13 protein-coding genes are annotated in these 17,017 nt (G+C 66.7%); 3 read left to right on the top strand and 10 right to left on the bottom strand.

The features are described 5' to 3' along the window. The first annotated feature begins 49 nt into the window (after nucleotides 1–49). Entirely contained in the window at nucleotides 50–1,441 is a 1,392-nt protein-coding gene (locus tag B118_RS0117570) for an IS30 family transposase (RefSeq protein ID WP_028192378.1), read from the top strand. Nucleotides 1,442–1,456: 15 nt separating this feature from the next. Further along, nucleotides 1,457–1,645 (top strand): DUF397 domain-containing protein, encoded by a 189-nt coding sequence (locus tag B118_RS0117565; protein WP_018219559.1) that lies wholly within the window; start codon nucleotides 1,457–1,459, stop codon nucleotides 1,643–1,645. Between the two features lie 137 nt (nucleotides 1,646–1,782). Here B118_RS0117565 and B118_RS0117560 read toward each other — a convergent pair whose 3' ends face one another. Further along, a complete protein-coding gene (locus B118_RS0117560; protein WP_028193096.1) occupies nucleotides 1,783–5,598 on the bottom strand; it encodes a glycoside hydrolase family 3 protein in 3,816 nt (1,271 codons plus the stop codon). Nucleotides 5,599–5,875: 277 nt separating this feature from the next. Here B118_RS0117560 and B118_RS28440 point away from each other — a divergent pair, with 277 nt between their 5' ends. Further along, nucleotides 5,876–6,466: an MFS transporter gene (locus B118_RS28440; protein WP_238323971.1), complete on the top strand. Its 591-nt coding sequence runs from the start codon at nucleotides 5,876–5,878 to the stop codon at nucleotides 6,464–6,466. Here B118_RS28440 and B118_RS0117550 read toward each other — a convergent pair. The 9 genes from B118_RS0117550 to B118_RS0117505 form a co-directional block, all read right to left on the bottom strand. Continuing rightward, nucleotides 6,384–7,238, bottom strand: coding sequence for an alpha/beta hydrolase family protein (locus tag B118_RS0117550; RefSeq protein WP_028193094.1), 855 nt, complete (start codon nucleotides 7,236–7,238; stop codon nucleotides 6,384–6,386). The genes B118_RS28440 and B118_RS0117550 overlap by 83 nt on opposite strands. 23 nt (nucleotides 7,239–7,261) lie before the next feature. Beyond that, on the bottom strand, nucleotides 7,262–8,947 hold the full coding sequence (locus B118_RS0117545) for an acyl-CoA dehydrogenase family protein (RefSeq protein WP_028193093.1): 1,686 nt from the start codon (nucleotides 8,945–8,947) through the stop codon (nucleotides 7,262–7,264). Continuing rightward, nucleotides 8,937–9,662: an SRPBCC domain-containing protein gene (locus B118_RS0117540; RefSeq protein WP_018812299.1), complete on the bottom strand. Its 726-nt coding sequence runs from the start codon at nucleotides 9,660–9,662 to the stop codon at nucleotides 8,937–8,939. Before B118_RS0117540 ends, B118_RS0117545 begins: the two co-directional genes overlap by 11 nt. Nucleotides 9,663–9,710: 48 nt before the next feature. Beyond that, complete coding sequence (locus B118_RS0117535) at nucleotides 9,711–10,877, bottom strand: sulfotransferase family protein (RefSeq protein ID WP_026270881.1); 1,167 nt, start codon at nucleotides 10,875–10,877, stop codon at nucleotides 9,711–9,713. Further along, complete coding sequence (locus B118_RS0117530; protein WP_018812297.1) at nucleotides 10,864–11,193, bottom strand: acyl carrier protein; 330 nt, start codon at nucleotides 11,191–11,193, stop codon at nucleotides 10,864–10,866. Before B118_RS0117530 ends, B118_RS0117535 begins: the two co-directional genes overlap by 14 nt. Before the next feature lie 47 nt (nucleotides 11,194–11,240). Continuing rightward, entirely contained in the window at nucleotides 11,241–12,881 is a 1,641-nt protein-coding gene (locus tag B118_RS0117525) for an AMP-binding protein (protein ID WP_026270880.1), read from the bottom strand. Nucleotides 12,882–12,896: 15 nt separating this feature from the next. Next, nucleotides 12,897–13,424, bottom strand: a complete 528-nt coding sequence (locus B118_RS0117520; protein ID WP_080645069.1) for a GNAT family N-acetyltransferase — start codon at nucleotides 13,422–13,424, stop codon at nucleotides 12,897–12,899. Nucleotides 13,425–13,514: 90 nt separating this feature from the next. Then, the gene (locus B118_RS0117515; RefSeq protein ID WP_080678066.1) at nucleotides 13,515–15,125 is read right to left on the bottom strand and encodes an FAD/NAD(P)-binding protein; all 1,611 of its coding nucleotides are present in this window, start codon (nucleotides 15,123–15,125) and stop codon (nucleotides 13,515–13,517) included. Nucleotides 15,126–15,686: 561 nt separating this feature from the next. Beyond that, nucleotides 15,687–17,009 carry an MFS transporter gene (locus B118_RS0117505; protein ID WP_028188304.1) on the bottom strand — a complete coding sequence of 441 codons (1,323 nt, stop codon included), beginning with the start codon at nucleotides 17,007–17,009 and terminating at the stop codon, nucleotides 15,687–15,689. Nucleotides 17,010–17,017 lie beyond the last annotated feature (8 nt).

Genomic DNA, 17,017 nt, shown 5'->3' with positions numbered 1-17,017 from the left:
GGCGAATTCAACTGGTCGTCGCAACACCTTTGATGATGGAGGTGTTTGGATGGCGCGACGTCAGCAGCAGGCGGATCGGGCGTTGCGTCCGGCGATGCGTTCGCCGGGCAGGCCGATGCCGGCGCGGCATGTGCAGCGTGCGTTCTGGCGGTTGATCGCGCGGGGTAAGCGCACTGAGGAGGTAGCGCTTGAGCTCGGTGTGTCGACGCCTGTTGCAGTGCGGTGGTTTCGTCACGCTGGTGGCATGCCGCCGTTGAGTCTGGCCGAGCCTTCCGGCCGTTACCTGTCGTTTTCCGAGCGTGAGGAGATTGCGCTGCTTAAGGCGCAGGGGCAGGGTGTCCGTGCGATCGCCCGGGAACTCGGGCGGGACCCGGGCACGATCTCGCGTGAGTTGCGGCGCAATGCCGCGACTCGCAGCGGCAAGCTTGAGTACCGGGCCACCGTGGCGCAGTGGAAGGCACAGGTCACCGCGCGGCGGCCCAAGCCGGCGAAGCTGGCGAGTAACCGGCGGCTGAAGGAGTACGTACAGGCCCGGCTGAGCGGGCAACTGTGCCGTCGTGACGGCACAGTTGCCGCCGGCCCTGCGACGACCTGGAAAGGGCTGAACAAGCCGCACCGTGCAGACCGCCGCTGGGCGGCGGCCTGGAGCCCAGAGCAGATTAGTCGACGGCTGGTCGTCGACTTCCCCGATGATGAAGATATGCGCATCAGCCACGAGGCGATCTACCAGGCGCTCTACATCCAAGGGCGCGGCGCGCTCACGCGTGAGCTGGTGGCCTGCCTGCGGACCGGTCGGGCGCTGCGTAAGCCCCGTGAACGCTCGCGGAACAGGCCGCAAGGGCATGTCACCGCTGATGTCGTCTTGAGCCAACGACCCGCCGAGGTCAAGGACCGAGCGGTCCCCGGCCACTGGGAAGGCGACCTGATAATCGGACTGCACCGCTCCGCCATCGGAACCGTCGTCGAGCGCACCAGCCGATACACGCTCCTGGTCCACCTTCCCCGCATCGAAGGCTACGGAACCGTCCCGCCGGTAAAGAACGGGCCCGCCCTCGGCGGCTACGGCGCCATCGCGATGAAGGACGCACTCCAGTCCACGATGACCATCATGCCCGAGGGTCTGCGGCGATCACTGACCTGGGACCGCGGCAAAGAACTCTCAGCCCACAGCCAGTTCACGATCGATACCGGCATTGCGGTCTACTTCGCCGATCCCCACTCACCCTGGCAACGCGCCACGAACGAAAACACCAACGGGCTACTACGCCAGTACTTCCCCAAAGGCACCGATCTGTCCCGCTGGGGCCTCGAAGACCTCCTCGCCGTACAAACAGCGATCAACAGCAGACCCCGCAAGGTCCTCGACTGGAAGACACCCGCCGAAGCTCTCGACGAGCAGCTACGGTTACTCCAACCAACAAGCGTTGCAACGACCGGTTGAACCCAGGGAATAACCGTGAGTAACCTAGCCGGCGCTGTCTGGCGCAAGTCCACCCACAGCGGCGCGAATGGCGACTGCGTCGAAGTCGCGGACAACCTTCCTGACCTCGTGGGTGTGCGGGACTCCAAGGATCCGATCGGGCCGGCCCTGGTGTTCGGTCCGGTGGCGTGGCGGGCATTCGTGCGCCACGCCAAGCAGCACTGACCAGCCCCAGGAAGCCCAGCTTCCGGGGAACCTGACGGCAGCCGAAAGCCCGGCCCACTCGCGGGCCGGGCCTTCGTGTTGTGGTGGGGCGGCGTCCCGGGTCCGGTTGAACCCGGGCGCCGCCCAGCTGGTTGCGGCTAGCCGGCCGCGATCCGCCAGGCCGCGGCGAGCTTCCACGTCGCGGTGGTCGGCTTGCCGGTCAGGAGCGCGTGCTCCGCGTCCGCGGTCAGGGTGGAGGTCCGCGTCGCCGAGGGGGCGGTGACACCCTCCCGTACGATCGCCGCCTGCGCGACATCTCGGAGCGTCGACACCAGCAGTTCGTGCTGTGCCGCGTTGTCCCGGCTGCTGAAGGCCAGCAGGGTGGAGACCACCGTCAGTTCGGTGACCACCCGCCGCTCGTCGCGGACCGAGCCGTCGTCCTGCCAGGAGCTGTCGTTGCGCAGCGACCGGTCCAGCACCTTCACCGCGGCCCGGGTCCAGCCGTCCTGCTCGATCCCGGCGAGCTCGCCCCGCAGCTCGTGCAGCCGGTCCTGGGTCGCGTCGGTGCGCAGGCCCCAGCCGTACGGGTAGAGCGGGTCGTAGCTGGCGTCACCGACGTTGATCGGCTCCTGGTCCAACGAACGCGGCCAGGAGACCGGCAGTTGACCGGTGAAGGGCTGCTCGCCGAAGAGTACGTCGGCGACGCCGGCCCCCTCGGTGCCGGGCAGCCAGGAGGCCACCACGGCGTCGGCGGAGACGAGCGCGTCGTCGAGCACGAGCGGACGACCGGAGATCACCAGTACGACGCAGTTGTCCACCGCTGAGCAGACCGTGTTCACCGTCTCCTGCTCGGCGGCGCTCAACGTCATGGTGAAGCCGTTGTTGCCGACGTCGCCCATGCCTTCCGCGTACGGCTGCTCGCCCACCACGACGATGGCCCGGTCATGCCCGTCCAGCGGGGCGGAGGCGTCGGCACTGTAGGTGACCTCGGTGTCCGGCGCGACCTGTTGGATGCCGTCGAGGATGCTGGTGCCGGGGGTGATGTCGCCGTTGCCGCCCTGCCAGGTGATGGTCCAGCCGCCGGCCTGCGCACCGATGTCGTCGGCGTTGGCGCCGGCGACGTAGAGCTCGCCGGTGTTGGCCAGCGGCAGCACCTGATCGGTGTTGCGGAGCAGCACCTGGGACTTCGCGGCGGCCTCACGGGCCACCGCCCGGTTCTCCGGCGAGCCCACCTCGGCCAGGTTGGTCCGGTCGGTGAACGGTTGTTCAAAGAGTCCGAGGTGGAACTTCTGGGTCAGGATCCGGCTGACCGCGTCGTCGATGCGGGACATCGGTATGTTCCCGGCCTCGATCTCGCCGAGCAGTGTCTCCTCGAAGCGCTGGTACTCGTTCGGCACCATGATCATGTCTAGTCCGGCGTTGATCGAGGTGCGTACGTCGCTGTCGTAGTCCCCGGGGATCTGGTCGATCGCGGCGTAGTCGCTGATCAGGAAGCCGTCGAAGCCGATCTCCTCCTTCAGGACGTCGGTGAGTAGTTCCTTGTGGGCGTGCATCTTGACCGGGTTGCCGACTCCGTCCTCGGTGAAGTCGACGCTGGAGTACGACGGCATGATCGTTCCCGCGTTGTGCTTACGCACCGCCGGGATGTACGGGTCCAGGTGGACCCGGTCGAATTCTTCCCGGCTCATGACGACGACGCCCTGGTCGATCGGGTACCCACCGTTGCCCGGCCGGTACTCGGTCCCGCCGTCGCCGGCGTAATGTTTGACCGAGGCGAGCACCCGGTCGGCGTCCTTCCGGTCGGCCAGCGCAGGGCCCTGTAGCCCGTCGATCACCGTCTCGTTGGCGATCACCAGCGCCGGGTCCTCCCCGTACGCCTCGTAGGTACGCCCCCACCGGTCGTCGCGGGCCACGCAGGCGCAGGGTGCGAACGACCACTGCGGCCCGGTCGCCCGGGTCTCCTTGGCGGTGACGTGCCCGACCCGTTCGACCAGCTCCGGGTCCCGAGCCGCGCCGAGCCCGATGTTGTGCGGGAAGATCGTGGTGCCCTGGACGTTGCTGTGGCCGTGCACCGCGTCAACGCCGTAGAGCAGCGGGATCTGCAGTCGGGTCTGCAACGTGTACGTCTGGTAGCCGTCGACCATGTCCGCCCAGGCGTCCGGGGTGTTCGGGGTGGGCGTCGAGCCGCCACCGGAGAGCAGCGAGCCGAGTCGCCAGCTGGCCAGGTCGTTCGGTGAGTCGAGGGCGTTCCGCTCGGCCTGGGTCATCTGGCCGGCCTTCTCCTCGACCGACATCCGCCCGAGCAGGTCGGCGACCCGCTCCGCAATCGGCCGGGAGGCGTCCAGGTACGGCAGGCCGTGCGCGTTCAGCACGATGTTCGGTGGGTCTTCGGGTACGGCGATGCCGTTGCCGGAGAGGGTCAGCGGGATCGTTTCCGCCAGCTCCGCCTGCTCGTCGGAGCGGGTTTGGACGGTGATCTGCCGGGTGGTTCCGGATGCGGTACCGGCGGGGAAGACGAACTCTCCCTCGACCGGCTCGTAGTCCTCGCCGGGCGTCGCCGTGCCGGCGCCGGTGACGTACCGCAGGGTCACCTCGTCGGCCAACGGCGCGTCATCGGTGTTGGTGAGCCGGATCGTGACGGTGGTCGACTCGCCCTCGTCGAGGAGGCTGACCGCTGGGTCGGCCACCACCCGGGCCGTCGGCCCGACCTGCGGGACGCCGTAGACCTCAACGTCGTCGATGCGGAAGGTGTCGGCGTACCCGGAGCGGGGCTGCATCGCGTAGCCCCACATCTGGTCGAGGTCCAACTCCTGGTTGATACCGCCGATGGGCTGATAGTCGGTGCGGTACTTGAACTGCGAGAACGGGAGCTCGACCAGACGCCAGCCGACCCAGTCCTCAGTGAAGCTGGTGATCCAGAGCTCGCTGTGCTCGGCGTCCACCCCGCCGTCCTTGATCTCCACGTCGATGCGGCGCCCGGCGCCGGGCGCGGCCGGCGGCACGGTCAGCGGGCTGAAGTACCAGAACCGGAACCCGCCGAAGCTGCTCCAGTCCTGCGGTTCGGTGTTGAAGCTGAGGTTCTGCCCGAAGCCGGCCCAGCTGGTGGTGGTGTCGATGGCCACCGAGAGAGCCTGGTTGTCGGCGGGCGTGCCGTCGCGGGCGGCGTCAACGTAGCTCAGCTGCGGGATGCGGGAGTCGTCCCCGCTGAAGGTGATGATGCCGGGCTGCCCGCCGGGCGGGTTGAGCTGCGGCTGTGGGGCCTCGAAGTCGGCGACCGTCGCCACGTTGGTGAAGAGCTCCACCTGGTCGAAGTGCAGTTCGCCGGCGCCCTGCGGCAGGTTGACCGCGAACCCCCACATCCGGTCGAGCTGCAGCTCCTTGTCCTTCGGGCCGTCCCCTGGCTGGTAGCTGGTGCGCCAGGTGAAGTCGGGGAAGATCGTCCGGATCTGCTTCCAGCCAATAGAGTCGTCGATGAAGAACGACTCCCACAGCTCGGACGCCTCACCGTGCTCGCCGCCGTCCTTGATCTCGAACTGGACCTGCCGGCCGCTGCCGTCCCCCTTCACCCAGAACGAGAACCCGTCGTACGCCCGCCAGTCCTGGTGGCCGTCCGGTGCGATGAAGTTGTGGGTGAAGCCACCCCAGCCGTCGATGTCGTACCGGACGGAGAAGGCGTCGTTGTCGCCGCCCGCGCCGGGCCGGTCGTCGCTGGCGACGGTGTCCACTTCGGGCCGCTCGGGATCGCTGGAGGCGAAGAGTAGAACCTCGGGGGGTACGCCGTCCTCGTAGTCCTCAACGGTCTGCACGGCGCCGGCCGGTGCTGGCGCGACGGCGGTGTTGGCGGCGGGGGCCGGGTCGGGCAGGGCCTGCGCGGCCCCGGGCAGGACCAGAAGGGATCCGGTGAGGGTGAGGGTCAGCAGGGTGGCGGTTCGGGTTCGTAAGCCGCCCCGCCGGCGATCAGGTTCTGGATGCACGGTGCCTCCTGTAGAGGGGGTCGGAAACACACCCATCGATTGTTGTAAGCTACAACATATTGGCTCGCGCCGTTTTGAGGAAGTAACAGGTGGGTAACGAGTGGCGGGGGTGGATGCGCCGCCCGCGCCCTGTCGCAGCCACCGGTCTCGCCGTCGCCACGCCCCGCCCCGGCGCAAGGCCGTCCGGGGCGGCGACACTGATGAAAGCCGATCGGCGGTGGTACCCTCCGTCGCACTGTCCAGTCCATGCCGCAGCTGACGTGGCGGAGGTCGACAAATGTCCTCGGTAACCCGGGACCGGGTTTCCCGAACGTCTCGTCTCGGCCTGTTTCGCGTACCTGACTTCCGCCGCTTCTATGGCGCGACTTTGGCCGGTCAGCTCGCTGACCGGTTCGTATTTCTCGTGCTGCCACTGGTGGCAATCGTCTGGCTGGACGCCGATGAGTTCGAAGTCGGCGTACTGACAGCGTTGACGACAGCCGGTTCGCTGCTGATCGGGCTTCCAGCGGGGGCCTGGGTGGACCGTTGGCGCAAACGCCCGGTCATGATCTCCACGGATCTGGTCCGGGCGGCGCTGTTGCTGCTCGTACCCCTGGCCTGGTGGGCGGACGCGTTGACGATCGGGCTGCTGTTCGCGGTTGCGCTCGCCCACGGCATGATGACCGTGCTGTTCGAGGTCGGCTACACCAGCTATCTCCCCGCCCTGATCGGCCGCGAACACCTGGTCGAGGGGAATGCAAAGGTCGCCGCAGCCCGCTCCGCCATGAGCATCAGCGGCCCGGGAGCTACCTACCTGCTCGGGTGGGGTGCCGGTTCGCGAAGTCGGCGACCCGGCGGGCAAGCGAGCCCTCGGTCCGGGCCCAGGTGAAGTGGTTCAGGGGGACCCTGGTTTCATCGTTGTAATGCACCCGTTCGATGGGTGCTGAGACGAGCTTGCGGCATAGGTGGTCGAGGCTGAACGAGGGCACGAAGTCATCGCCAGCGATGCTTACCGCGAGTATCGGCACGCGAAGCGCGGCCAGTGCGGGCTCCGGGTCGGCCCCGGCGATCGGCCGATAGCGACCGTGCCGAGCGGTGTAGGCCCAGTCGCGGATCACGCCGCGAGCCTGTCGGCCGCCGAACCCCCAACCTGGCCAGACCCCGAGCAGCGTCGTGACCTTCGCGACCACTTGTGTCTGCGCCAGCGTCAGTAGCCCGCGGGCACGCGGGTAGGTCCGCCAGTAGGCGAGCCCGGCCGCTACCACGGCAACGCCGGAAGGCCCGGGCCTGTCGCCAAGTGCGAGGTGCAGCAGGCAGATGTGAGCCCCCAGAGAGTGGCCGAGCAGCAGCGTGGGTCGCCCGGCGATCCGGGGAGCCAGCCAGTCACGTACGGCCCCGACGTCGGCGGCGAGTTCCGGGTATCCGTACTGGGAACCGCGGTCGGGGCGAGGAGAGCTGGCGCCGACACCCCGCAGGTCCATCACGTGGACGGCCAAACCCTCGGCCACGAGCTGTTCGGCGAACGGCCGGTAGAAACGCGCTGGCACGCCCATCGCCGGCCAGATGATGACGGCAGGTGCGTCGGCGTGGTCCGGCTCCGGGTAGCTTTGCACCCCGAGCTGGTTTCCGTTGCGAAAGATGTACTCCTGCGTGGGTTCCATCGACGAGAGCTGTCCTTTCGTGGCTATCCGATCGCCAGCGGGATCGGGGTCAGCGAGAATAGCTCTGGCGTCTCCACCTGCTTGATGAGCATTCCTTCGACTGCGGCCAGCGTTCCCGGCGATATCTGCCACGTAGGATCGAGGTGCTGGGTCAGCCGGTCCAAGGATGCGATCATCCAGCTCTCGTCCGCGAAGAGGTCGCCCGTATTGTGTATACCATTGAGAATTACGCAGGTAGCGGCGTGCAGTACGCAGTGGACTCGTGCTGCCGTATGCCCCAAAATTGACCGGTATCCTCGTCGGTCTAGGCTGAACAACCGCGCGGTCTGCTCATGGTAGGCCGCATCGAGCCGGCGCACTGGCTTCCACGACGACAGGCGCGCTGCGAGCTGCGGCCACGCACCCCCAATCTCATCCCGACCACCGTTGGTCAGGTGCAGCCGGCGGCTATCAGGTATCCCCGGTGTCAGTTCGGCCCGTCGGTTGAACAGGGCGGGCAGCAGGGACGGATCACCACCGGAACCGCTGGGAGCGAATGTCAGGTCCGCGGCTATCGAGCTGAGGTTCACGTGCGTCGTGCCCTCGAAGATGCTCGCGATCGCCTGATCCCGGTGCAGCTTCTGAAACGTGCGGGCGGAAACGGTGTCGCGCAGGTATCCCCGGGCGCTGAGCACGGTGTTGAGATCGGCCAGCGCCCGCTCGACGGTGACCGGGACGAAGTACTTCACGATCGCGGACCACAGGCTGAGCCGTTCGGGAAGCTCGGTGATTGCTCGCACCGCCGGGATCGACACACATTCGCCGATGATCAGGTCAAGATAGGCCCGCACCAGGATGTCCCGGACCGCAGGCAGCTCGGTGACCGGTGCCCCGTAGAGGCGGCGCCCGCGGGCGTGCGTGTACGCCAGGCGTAGACCGGTGTCGAGACTGCCCAACGACAGCGCGGCGATGAGCGTACGAGTGATCTGTAGGGCCTTCAGCGTCTGTGGGATGCCCGCGCCCGGTCGCCCCAGCAGCGCACTAGCTGGAACTGGACAGTCGGAAAACGTGATGCCACTTAGGTCATGGCCGCGTAGGCCGACGGTTGGCACGCCTGGGTTGTTGTGCCATTGTCCGGCCGGCAGCTGCTGCTTATCCACGAGGAGAAGCGAGAACCTGCGGGGGCCGGTAGCGGCGTAGACGGTGCAGAATGCGCCGCGGGTGGCGTTACCCACTGGCCACTTTTCGCCATTCAGCACGTACCGGTCGCCGTCACGCCGGGCGGAGACCCGACACCCGGCGAGGTCACTGCCGTGGTCGCGTTCCGACATCGCGAACGAGCCGAGATCGCCGGCGAGTAGCCGGCTGGCGAGCCATTGCTGCTGCCGGTCGTTCCCCCACAACCAGACCGGGTTGGCGCCGAGCAGGGTGGTGCCGTACGACACCCCGGGCCGCACGTCGCGACGGGCGATCGTCCGACACATCGAAAACAGTTCCTGGAAGGATCGCATCCGACCACCGAGAGCCTGTGGTACGAGAAAGTGGGGGAATTCCCAGGAGCGTAGCGCGTCCATCGCCGACCAGGGCATGTCGTCGAGCTCATCCTCCTCCACGCTGCGGGAGAAGGCGGAGACAGCGTCGGGATGGTTCGGGTCCCCCAGGAACTGCTCAAGCTGTGCGGCCGACTGGTCTTCGGCGTAGGTGCCATGACGACTCCCATCAGTCGGCATCGGATGATCCACCTTCCGGCGCTGGTACAAGGTGCCGCAGGAAAGCGGCGCGGCTGGCCCGCATCCAGTTACGGGTGGCAAACATCGTGGCTGGTGGGGCGTACAGCGCAGCCGTGTGCTCCACAACCGTGGCCACCTCCGCAGCGCTCGCACCGGCGGCGAGGAGTGTCGCTCCCCATGCCCGACTACTGAACGCGGTCAAGCTGGTGAACTCCGGCGAGTGTTGTCCGGCCTTTGGGTTCGCGGTGACGATGGCTTCGTTTCGGAGGTGAAGGTGCAGCCCCAGCAGTGCCAGGTCCCATCCGACGCCGGTGGCACCCGGTCCGAACTCGGCCCAGAATCGCTCGTCAACGACAGCCGTGTGCTCGAGTTCGATGATGGTCTCCCCGGTGCCGTTGGACAACCGCACGACCACCTCGGACGCCGGGCTGTCCCCGATCACCATCGCCAGTGTGAAGAGTCGCATCGGTTCGCAGTGCAGGATGGTGCCACGCAGGTTGCCCTCGAACGCGAAGGCGCCACCCCTGTGCACCTCACCGGTGACCGGAAGGAACCAACGCGAGATCTGGTCCACGTCGGTGAGGGCGGCCCATACCCCCTCCAGGCTTGCCAGGTAGCCGCGACGTAGTCGGACGCTGCGACCGTCACCTGCGGGAATGCGCCGATGGTCGATGTCCCGGTGGACGCTGGCGAGCTGTTCGGCGATGTCTGTCATGAATCCCTCTTCTCCAGTAGCGATCTGTCGTCGGGTCACGACGTGCCTTCATACGCCGAACTCGAGGCGGTAGTCGCCGAACTGTCGATCGATCCGGGTCTGGTCCAGACCAAAATCAGTGAGCGAGTAGCCGGGCCTACCAGGGCGCTCCGGGGCCTCATCGCTCAGGTAACGCGCCATCCGAGCAGCTGCGTTCGGAGGCAGGGAAACCCCGGCGAATTCGCACACCCGTGCGGCGACGCCGAGCGGGTCCGTCCGCAGGTCTCGCTGTCGTACATCGAGTGTGAGCGCGGCGGTCCCGTAGCGATCTCCCTGGCGCAGGTTCGACAGCCCCTGTGTGGCGTATCTGAGCCACTGACTGCCGATGGCCCAGTAATTCACTGGGGCTCCGCTGGCGCCCCGCACGACCGCGGTGAGGTTGCTCGCCGAGGCCAGGTTGGCGGCCGGATTGCGGTGGAGTCGGATGATCCGCGCCCGCGGGTACGCTGCAGCCAGCGCGTCCAGGTGCCAGAGGTGGGACGGACACTTGAGCACGATGTGCTGCCCCGGTCGCCGCCACAGCATGCACCGCAGCAGTAGACGATGATATTCATAGGTTTCGCGCAGGTTCTGCTCGTTCAGCCAGGCCAGGTAGCTCGGTATGTGGTAGCGCTGCGCGAAGATCGAGCTGGAAAACGTGGTGGCGGTCAGCCGGTGGCACTCGTCGGGCCGTAGCGGGTCCAACGGATGCAGGTCCCGGAGTCCCGGTGCAACTCGGTGGTATTGCTCGACGTAGTCGCGAGCGACCTGGATCATCCGGACGTGTGCGGTGGGGTCGGTCGAGGCAGCTGGTGCCAGCATCTCCCACAACCGGGGTGCCCGCAGCTCGGGATGCTCTGCCAGTAGATTGTGCAGGGCCGTCGTACCGGTGCGTGGCATCCCCGTGATCACGATTACGTTCTCCAGCGGAATCTGCTCGATGTCTGGATTAGCCTGTACGAGCTGGCTCGTCTGGATTTGTGTGACGAGTTGGGTGACCACGAAATCGTGCAGGATCTGGCGACCGAAAGAGCTCAGAAACGCCTCGCCGGCCACCGCTTCCAGCAGGCGCCGGAGTGCGGGAAGGAACTGTAGTGGCCGGTGGTCGTGGTCGCCGGCCGACTTCCGAGCCTGTACGACGAGATCATCCACAGCCACGCCGGCGATCGCCGGGCGGTCCGCCTCACTGCCGCTCATCGGGATCACTATCCGCTGTGGTCGCGTGCTGTTGGGGAGCCGGAGTCTCTCCTGCTTCAGGGCTTCTGTCCGCCAACGCATCCGCCACGAGCTGCGTCATATCGCTCAGGGATCCAGCCTCGTATAGCTCGGACTCATCCAAGGAGATGTCGAATTTCGCCTCAATCTTGTCTAGAATCTTGTAGAGGGTCAATGAGTCCAGACCGGAAAGATCGGAAAGACCAGCTTCCTGGTCGACCGTCTCGACAGAGTAGTTCAGCAGGTCCGCGATGACCTCCCGGATCTGCTGTTCCACCGTGGTGTGGAAATCAGGCATGGCAGCTCCTTGCCGCTAATTAGATTGTGTTGAGCTCCCCACCGCTCTCAGGTCGTCGGTGGCGCGTTTTGCCGCACCTTGGCCCGTTGCACCTTGCCGCTGCTCGTGCGGGGCATGCTCTGGGGCGGTACCAGTTGCACCGTGACATCGAGTTGACCGAGGCCCGCCGAGATCGCAGACCGAATACGACCAATCAGGTTCTGTCGCTCGTCGCTCGACTCGATCGCGGTCTCCACCACCACGACCAGTCGTTCTCCACGCTCGTGGTCCTCGCCGACCGCCGCGCATCGTCGGCGGTAGACGCCCGGCACGTCTCGGACCATCGCCTCCACGTCCTCGGCGTAGTAGTTGTGGCCGCGGATCACCACCATGTTTTTGGTTCGGCCGGCGATATAGAGCTCGCCGCCATGCACGAACCCTTCGTCCCCCGTACGCAGCCAGCCGTCGTTGGTGAAGAGTTCCCCCGCCGGCTGCTGAAAGTAGCCGCTGGTGACAGGGGCTCCCGTTATCTCGATCTCACCGAGGTGGTCCTCGGCGCCGTCGGCACCGCCAATGCGGATCCGGACCCCCCGGACAGCCTGGCCCACGGCGACGAGGGGACGGGCTCCAGGCGCACCGGGCTCGGCGAGGACGACGAGGCCGCTGTCACGGGTGCGGGCTCGATCGAGCCATAGGTGGGACAGACGGGATCCGGGCCGCGGGAAGGTGACGGCGAGTGTCGCTTCCGCCATCCCATAGACGGGCATGATGACATGGGGACGAAGGCCCCGGTCGGTGAAGGCTCTCTGGAACCGGGCGACCGTGCTGGCCTGGACTGGCTCTGCGCCGTTGAGGCCCAGTCGCCACCCAGACAGGTCGAGATCCGTCGGAACTCGGTTGGCATCATCCGCTAGATGATCATAAAAGAAGTTCGGGGCGGTGGTGACCGTGCAGCCGTGGTGGACGAATTGCTGTAGCCACGCTGCTGGTTGCCGGACGAACGTCGACGGACGCCAGATGACCACGCGTAGGCCCTGGCTCAGAGCGGCGAGAGTTGAGAAGAGCCCCATGTCGTGGAACAGCGGGATCCAGAGTCCGGCCACGTCTGCCTCCGTCAATGCGCACCCATCGATGATCGCGTCGAGTCCCGCCACCACGTTGCGGTGGCTGAGGACGACGCCCCTGGGGTTCCGGGTGCTGCCGGACGTGTATTGGATCACCGCGAGCGAGTCGACGCCGGTCGGCTCGGTGAGTTCCGGTCCTGTTGTCGGCAGCGCATCGCCATCGACAACTCTGACCGGAGGTAGTGCGGCGGAGTGGCCGCGAACCACGCCCAGGCATGCCGAGCTGACCACGAGGTGTCGCATCGCGGAGTCGGCCAGGACCCGTCGCAGGTGATCGAGGTAGCCGGGTACCCCGCCCATGGCCGAGGGAGTAGCGAGCGGTACCGCCACCGCGCCGCAGTGCAGGATGCCGAGTAGGGCACGCAGGAACACCAGGCCGTTCTCTGCGACTAGTCCAACAGGGTCGCCCGGACGGACACCGTCAGCGCGCAACTGCGCGGACGCCGTCCGGCTCATCCGCAGGAGGTCCGTGAGCGACACTCGTTGGCCATCCTCGGCGATGAGTATCTCACCGCCTCGGGCGGCGTAGATCCGCTCTACTAGCCCGCTCTCCGTACTGCCGCGCGGTGCTGGCTCCGTCGGCATGGCGACCGCCCCCTCTCAGCGGATGAGCGAGGCGACCCGCTCGCGGTTGTTGGTCCAGTCGGTTCGGCTGACCGCGACGAGGCAGGCGGTCTTGTGAGGTAGCTCGACCACCATGATCTGCCGCATGCCCAGCATTTTGTGTAGGTGCACCATTGACCGATTACGAATATTGGGATCTCCGATGTAGTGTCGGGCCTCCGGCCACGTTTCAAAGGCCCAGTCCACCCCGTCCACGATTACCTCCAGAATGATGCGTCGATCCACCCGCGCCGCCGGATCCACCAGCAGGTGAGATCCGCGGGCCTGATCCTCGATCAGAGGCACATCGGCGAGTAGGCTGTCCCGCTTTGCGTAGGTCTCGGCATAGGCGACCGGCCGTCCATCCAGTTCACCGACGATTGTCTCTACTCCGAGTTGCTCCGCCGGCAGCGCCAGGTAGTCACGTACAGTCTCGGGGCCGTACGGCGGCGGACCGACCTTCGCCACCCGAGGAGCAGTTCCCCAGTACGTCAAACCCGGGGCGGTCCACCATTTCCAGATCATTTCCGCGTCGCTCGGCACCGTGCGCCGCCAGATAAATGTGTGTCCACGACGCAGGTGTAGAGTCCGTTGACCCGGTATCCGCCTTTCCACTCAACTTCCCCTATCATCTGTGTCATGTGGTGTCCGCCGTATGCGTGCTGCCCGGCGCTGGAGTCGGGAAAGGCTCAGGCGAACGGTGCGGGCGACCCGAAAGGCATTGTCACGGTTGGTCTCGAACGAGTTCGTGTAGAAGTGTGTGCCGAATGTCATTGGGCCGACGAGGTAGAGGTTCGGACACGCGCTGCCGTCCGTGCCGAGAACCTGACAAGTGTCGAACCGGACCCGCACGCCGCCCCGAGGGTCGGCCGTGAGCAGACCACGTCCGATCGCGCCGCGTAGCAGTGCGTCGCGTCGACAGGCGATGGTGAGATGCCCGCCAGTCGCGTCTATGAGGACATCGTAGGCGTGGGCGGATGGACCCGACCGAGTGACGATCCGCCAGCGGAAGGCAGCGCCGGATTCTTCGGGGGTGACGGACGTCAGCCCGCTGCGCACGCTGAGTTGTCCGCTCACCACGGCAGGCAGCAGCGCCCTCGCGTTGACCAGTGGCATGCTGTGCCGGTACTCGCTCCAGCGAGCTTGGCAGGTCGTCAGGAACAGCATCTGGTCGCGCTCGTCGATGGCGTGCCAGATGGCCGGGGTGTGCGGCGACAACGAGTCCAGTGCGTCGTACCAGGTGGTCGAGGACTCCATGGCGGCGACGACCGCGGTCGCGAAGACCTGATTCTCGTCCTGTCGTTGACGGCTTCGCTGACCGGCACGGGAGAACCACTCCCGGGCATCTGGCATTCCGGGGGTGTATGGCTCGCGCGCCCGGGCATCGAGTCCCTCCGCCAGCGCCCGTGCCGCTGTACTCAGCCGGAGCCGCTGTCGGCCCGCCCGGGTCTCCCGGTCTAACCAGTCGGGATCGAGCAGTGCTGGCTGCTGCTCGGCCGTCGCGCTCTGTACCTTCGGAAGCCCCCGTGTTCGGGAATAGCAGGAGATTCGCCCCTGGGATCCTTGTCGGAGTAGTTGGATGCAGATGTCAACGGCACTCAGGCCGCTGCCAACGATGCCCACGTGTGCGATGGGCGAAATCTGCATAAGCTGACGTGTCTCGGCGAGAGACGCAACGAAGTTCTGACGGCCCGCCCAGTGCGCGAGGGCGCCGTGGCGGGACTCCCCAGTCGCCAGGACCACAACGTCGAACGTGCGCTGCGCACCGTCGGTACCGGTAATCCGGAACGACCCGCCACTACGCACAAGGTCTACTGCCGCGGTTGGCCAGTGCTCGACGGCCACACCGGCTCGTTCGGCCGATACGAATGCCCCGAGGAGGACCTGCTGCAGGTAGCGCCCGAAGAGCCAACGCGGCGGGTACTCCAGGTCGTCGTGGTCGTGCGTGCCCGGTTGGGCGCGCAACCAGTCGCTGAATCCGGTCGGTGCCCGCGGGTTGATGTGCAAACGGTCGGTCCGCATGTTCAGACGGTGCACTGACTGGAAGGCGTATCCCGATCCGAGCTCTTCCGCGGGGTCGACAGCCGTCAGCCTAACCGGGACTGTCGATGGATTGGTCTGAAGCTCGTTGATGAATTTCCACACAAATGATGTTCCGGTAGGGCCCAAGCCGATTACCGCCACCGACGCTTCGCCGTTTCTGCTCACCCGTGTTTCTCCCTGCATTGGTTGCTCAGGACGTATTAGCGTGCCGCGCGCGAGTGCGCGGACGTCCAAGTGGGGTTTCTTGTGGGGTAAGTGCCTCAGGGGCAGTTACGGATCCGTCGCCTCGGGCTCTTTGGATGATTCGACGAATCACTGGTGTTGGATCCGATCCCGTATCGCAATTATGCACACAATTGGCAGCGTTGCCGGGTTGGATCTCTCCTCAGAATATAAGGCGGAGGTGGTGTGGTCAAGTGCTGAAGCACTTCTTTTCATGGTCATCTTCGGGTTCCTGGCATATATTCCGCAAGTCGGGCCCATCGGTGATTTAGGTTGGGGTGCCGAGGTGGAGATCGTTCGGGGTTGCATCTGAATCCGGTTGGCCGGCGGTGAAACGCTTGATCAGCTCATTCGCCTGACGGCGAGCGTGCATCTGATCAGGCAGGAGGCCGGGAGGAAATTCACACCCGGTCGTGAGGTTTGAAGATCTTTAGGGCGATGTCGGTGCGCGACACGTCGGGGAAGCTCATCATGATCCGGTGGTAGCCGGTCTTGCGGACTTCCCGTTCTTGAGCTGGCTGTTCATGCGTTGGACGGCGGCGCGGAGCCGTAGCCGGTTCGGGGTCCATCCGAGCTGGCCGAACCGCCGCCAGCCGGAACGGGAGGGCGCTCCGGCGTCGGTGCGGGTGGGCGGCGGGTCAACACCGCCCATCGGGTCAGCCGTGGGGTGAACAGGCCGGTGACCGCGAACAGCAGCGCCAGCGCAACCCAACCGAGGCGGCCCCCGTCGAGGATCAGCAGGGTCAGCAGAGCGGGCCCCACCGCACCGGCGAGGCCGTTGAGGAGCCCGGCAGCGCCCTGGTACTCGCCGACGAACTCCGGTGTGGCCAGGTCGTAGGCCAGCCCGGTGCCACCGACCGCGTGCCACAGATCGCCGATGGTGTAGACCGTCGTCGCGACCAGCAGCAGCGCGATCGTCGGGCCGGCGGGCAGAGCGCTGGTGCCGGTGAAGAGCAGCATCGCCGCGGCCAGCGCCAGACCAGCCCGGCGCATCGTTCGCGCAGCCGGAGTGGCGGTCTGCGCGTTGCGGCTCAGGCGCACGGCCAGCAGCACTGTCAGCACCGTGTTGGTCACCAGGACCGCTGTCACCATGATGGTCGGTGCCGCCGTGTGCGAAGTCACCCAGAGGGGAATGATCAAGGTGAGGACGACGGAGTGCAGTGAGAGCACCGCGGAGGTGGCACCGACGGCGACGAAGGGGGCGTCCCGCAGTGCTGGCCCGAGACCGCGCTTCGGGGCGGCCGGCACCGACCCGGGCGGAAACGGAGGCAGTCGCATGATCAGCATCGCGGAGAGTGCGAATGCCGCGGCGTTGCCGAGCACCAGCAGCTGGTACGCCGCCCGGGCGTCGGCCACCAGGGCGAGCCCCGCCAGGGCCGCGCCGACACCGGTGCCGAGGTTCGCCACCGCCCGCAGTATCGCGAAGGCAGGTACCCGTCCTGCCGCGCCGCCGACGGCCGCGACCAGGGCGGCGCGAACCGCGAGGTTGCCGGTGGCGAGCAGCGCACTGAACACCGCGACCACGATGAACGACGCGACCGAGTCAACCAGCAGGTAGGACGCGGCGACAACGGCCTGCAGCAGCTGCAGGACCGCCCGCAGCGTACGCGGGTCGCGTCGGTCGGCGAGGCGGCCGAACGGCACGCTCGCGATCAGCCCGACCAGCGCGGCGACCGTGAGACCCACTCCGACCGAGCGGGTGGACAGCCCGAGGCTCCGGGTGAGAAACAGGGCCGAACCGGCAAGCCAGAGCCCCATCCCCACCGTGTTGGTCAGCGTGGCCCAGGCCAGGATCCGCAGCGGCCCGGGTGGCGGGATCGGTGAGATCGCCCTCCACCAGCTCATCCTCGTAA

Origin of the sequence: Salinispora pacifica CNR114, assembly GCF_000514775.1 — a bacterium.
GTDB classification, from domain to species: Bacteria; Actinomycetota; Actinomycetes; order Mycobacteriales; family Micromonosporaceae; genus Micromonospora; species Micromonospora pacifica.
This window is presented reverse-complemented; position numbering and strand designations above follow the sequence as displayed.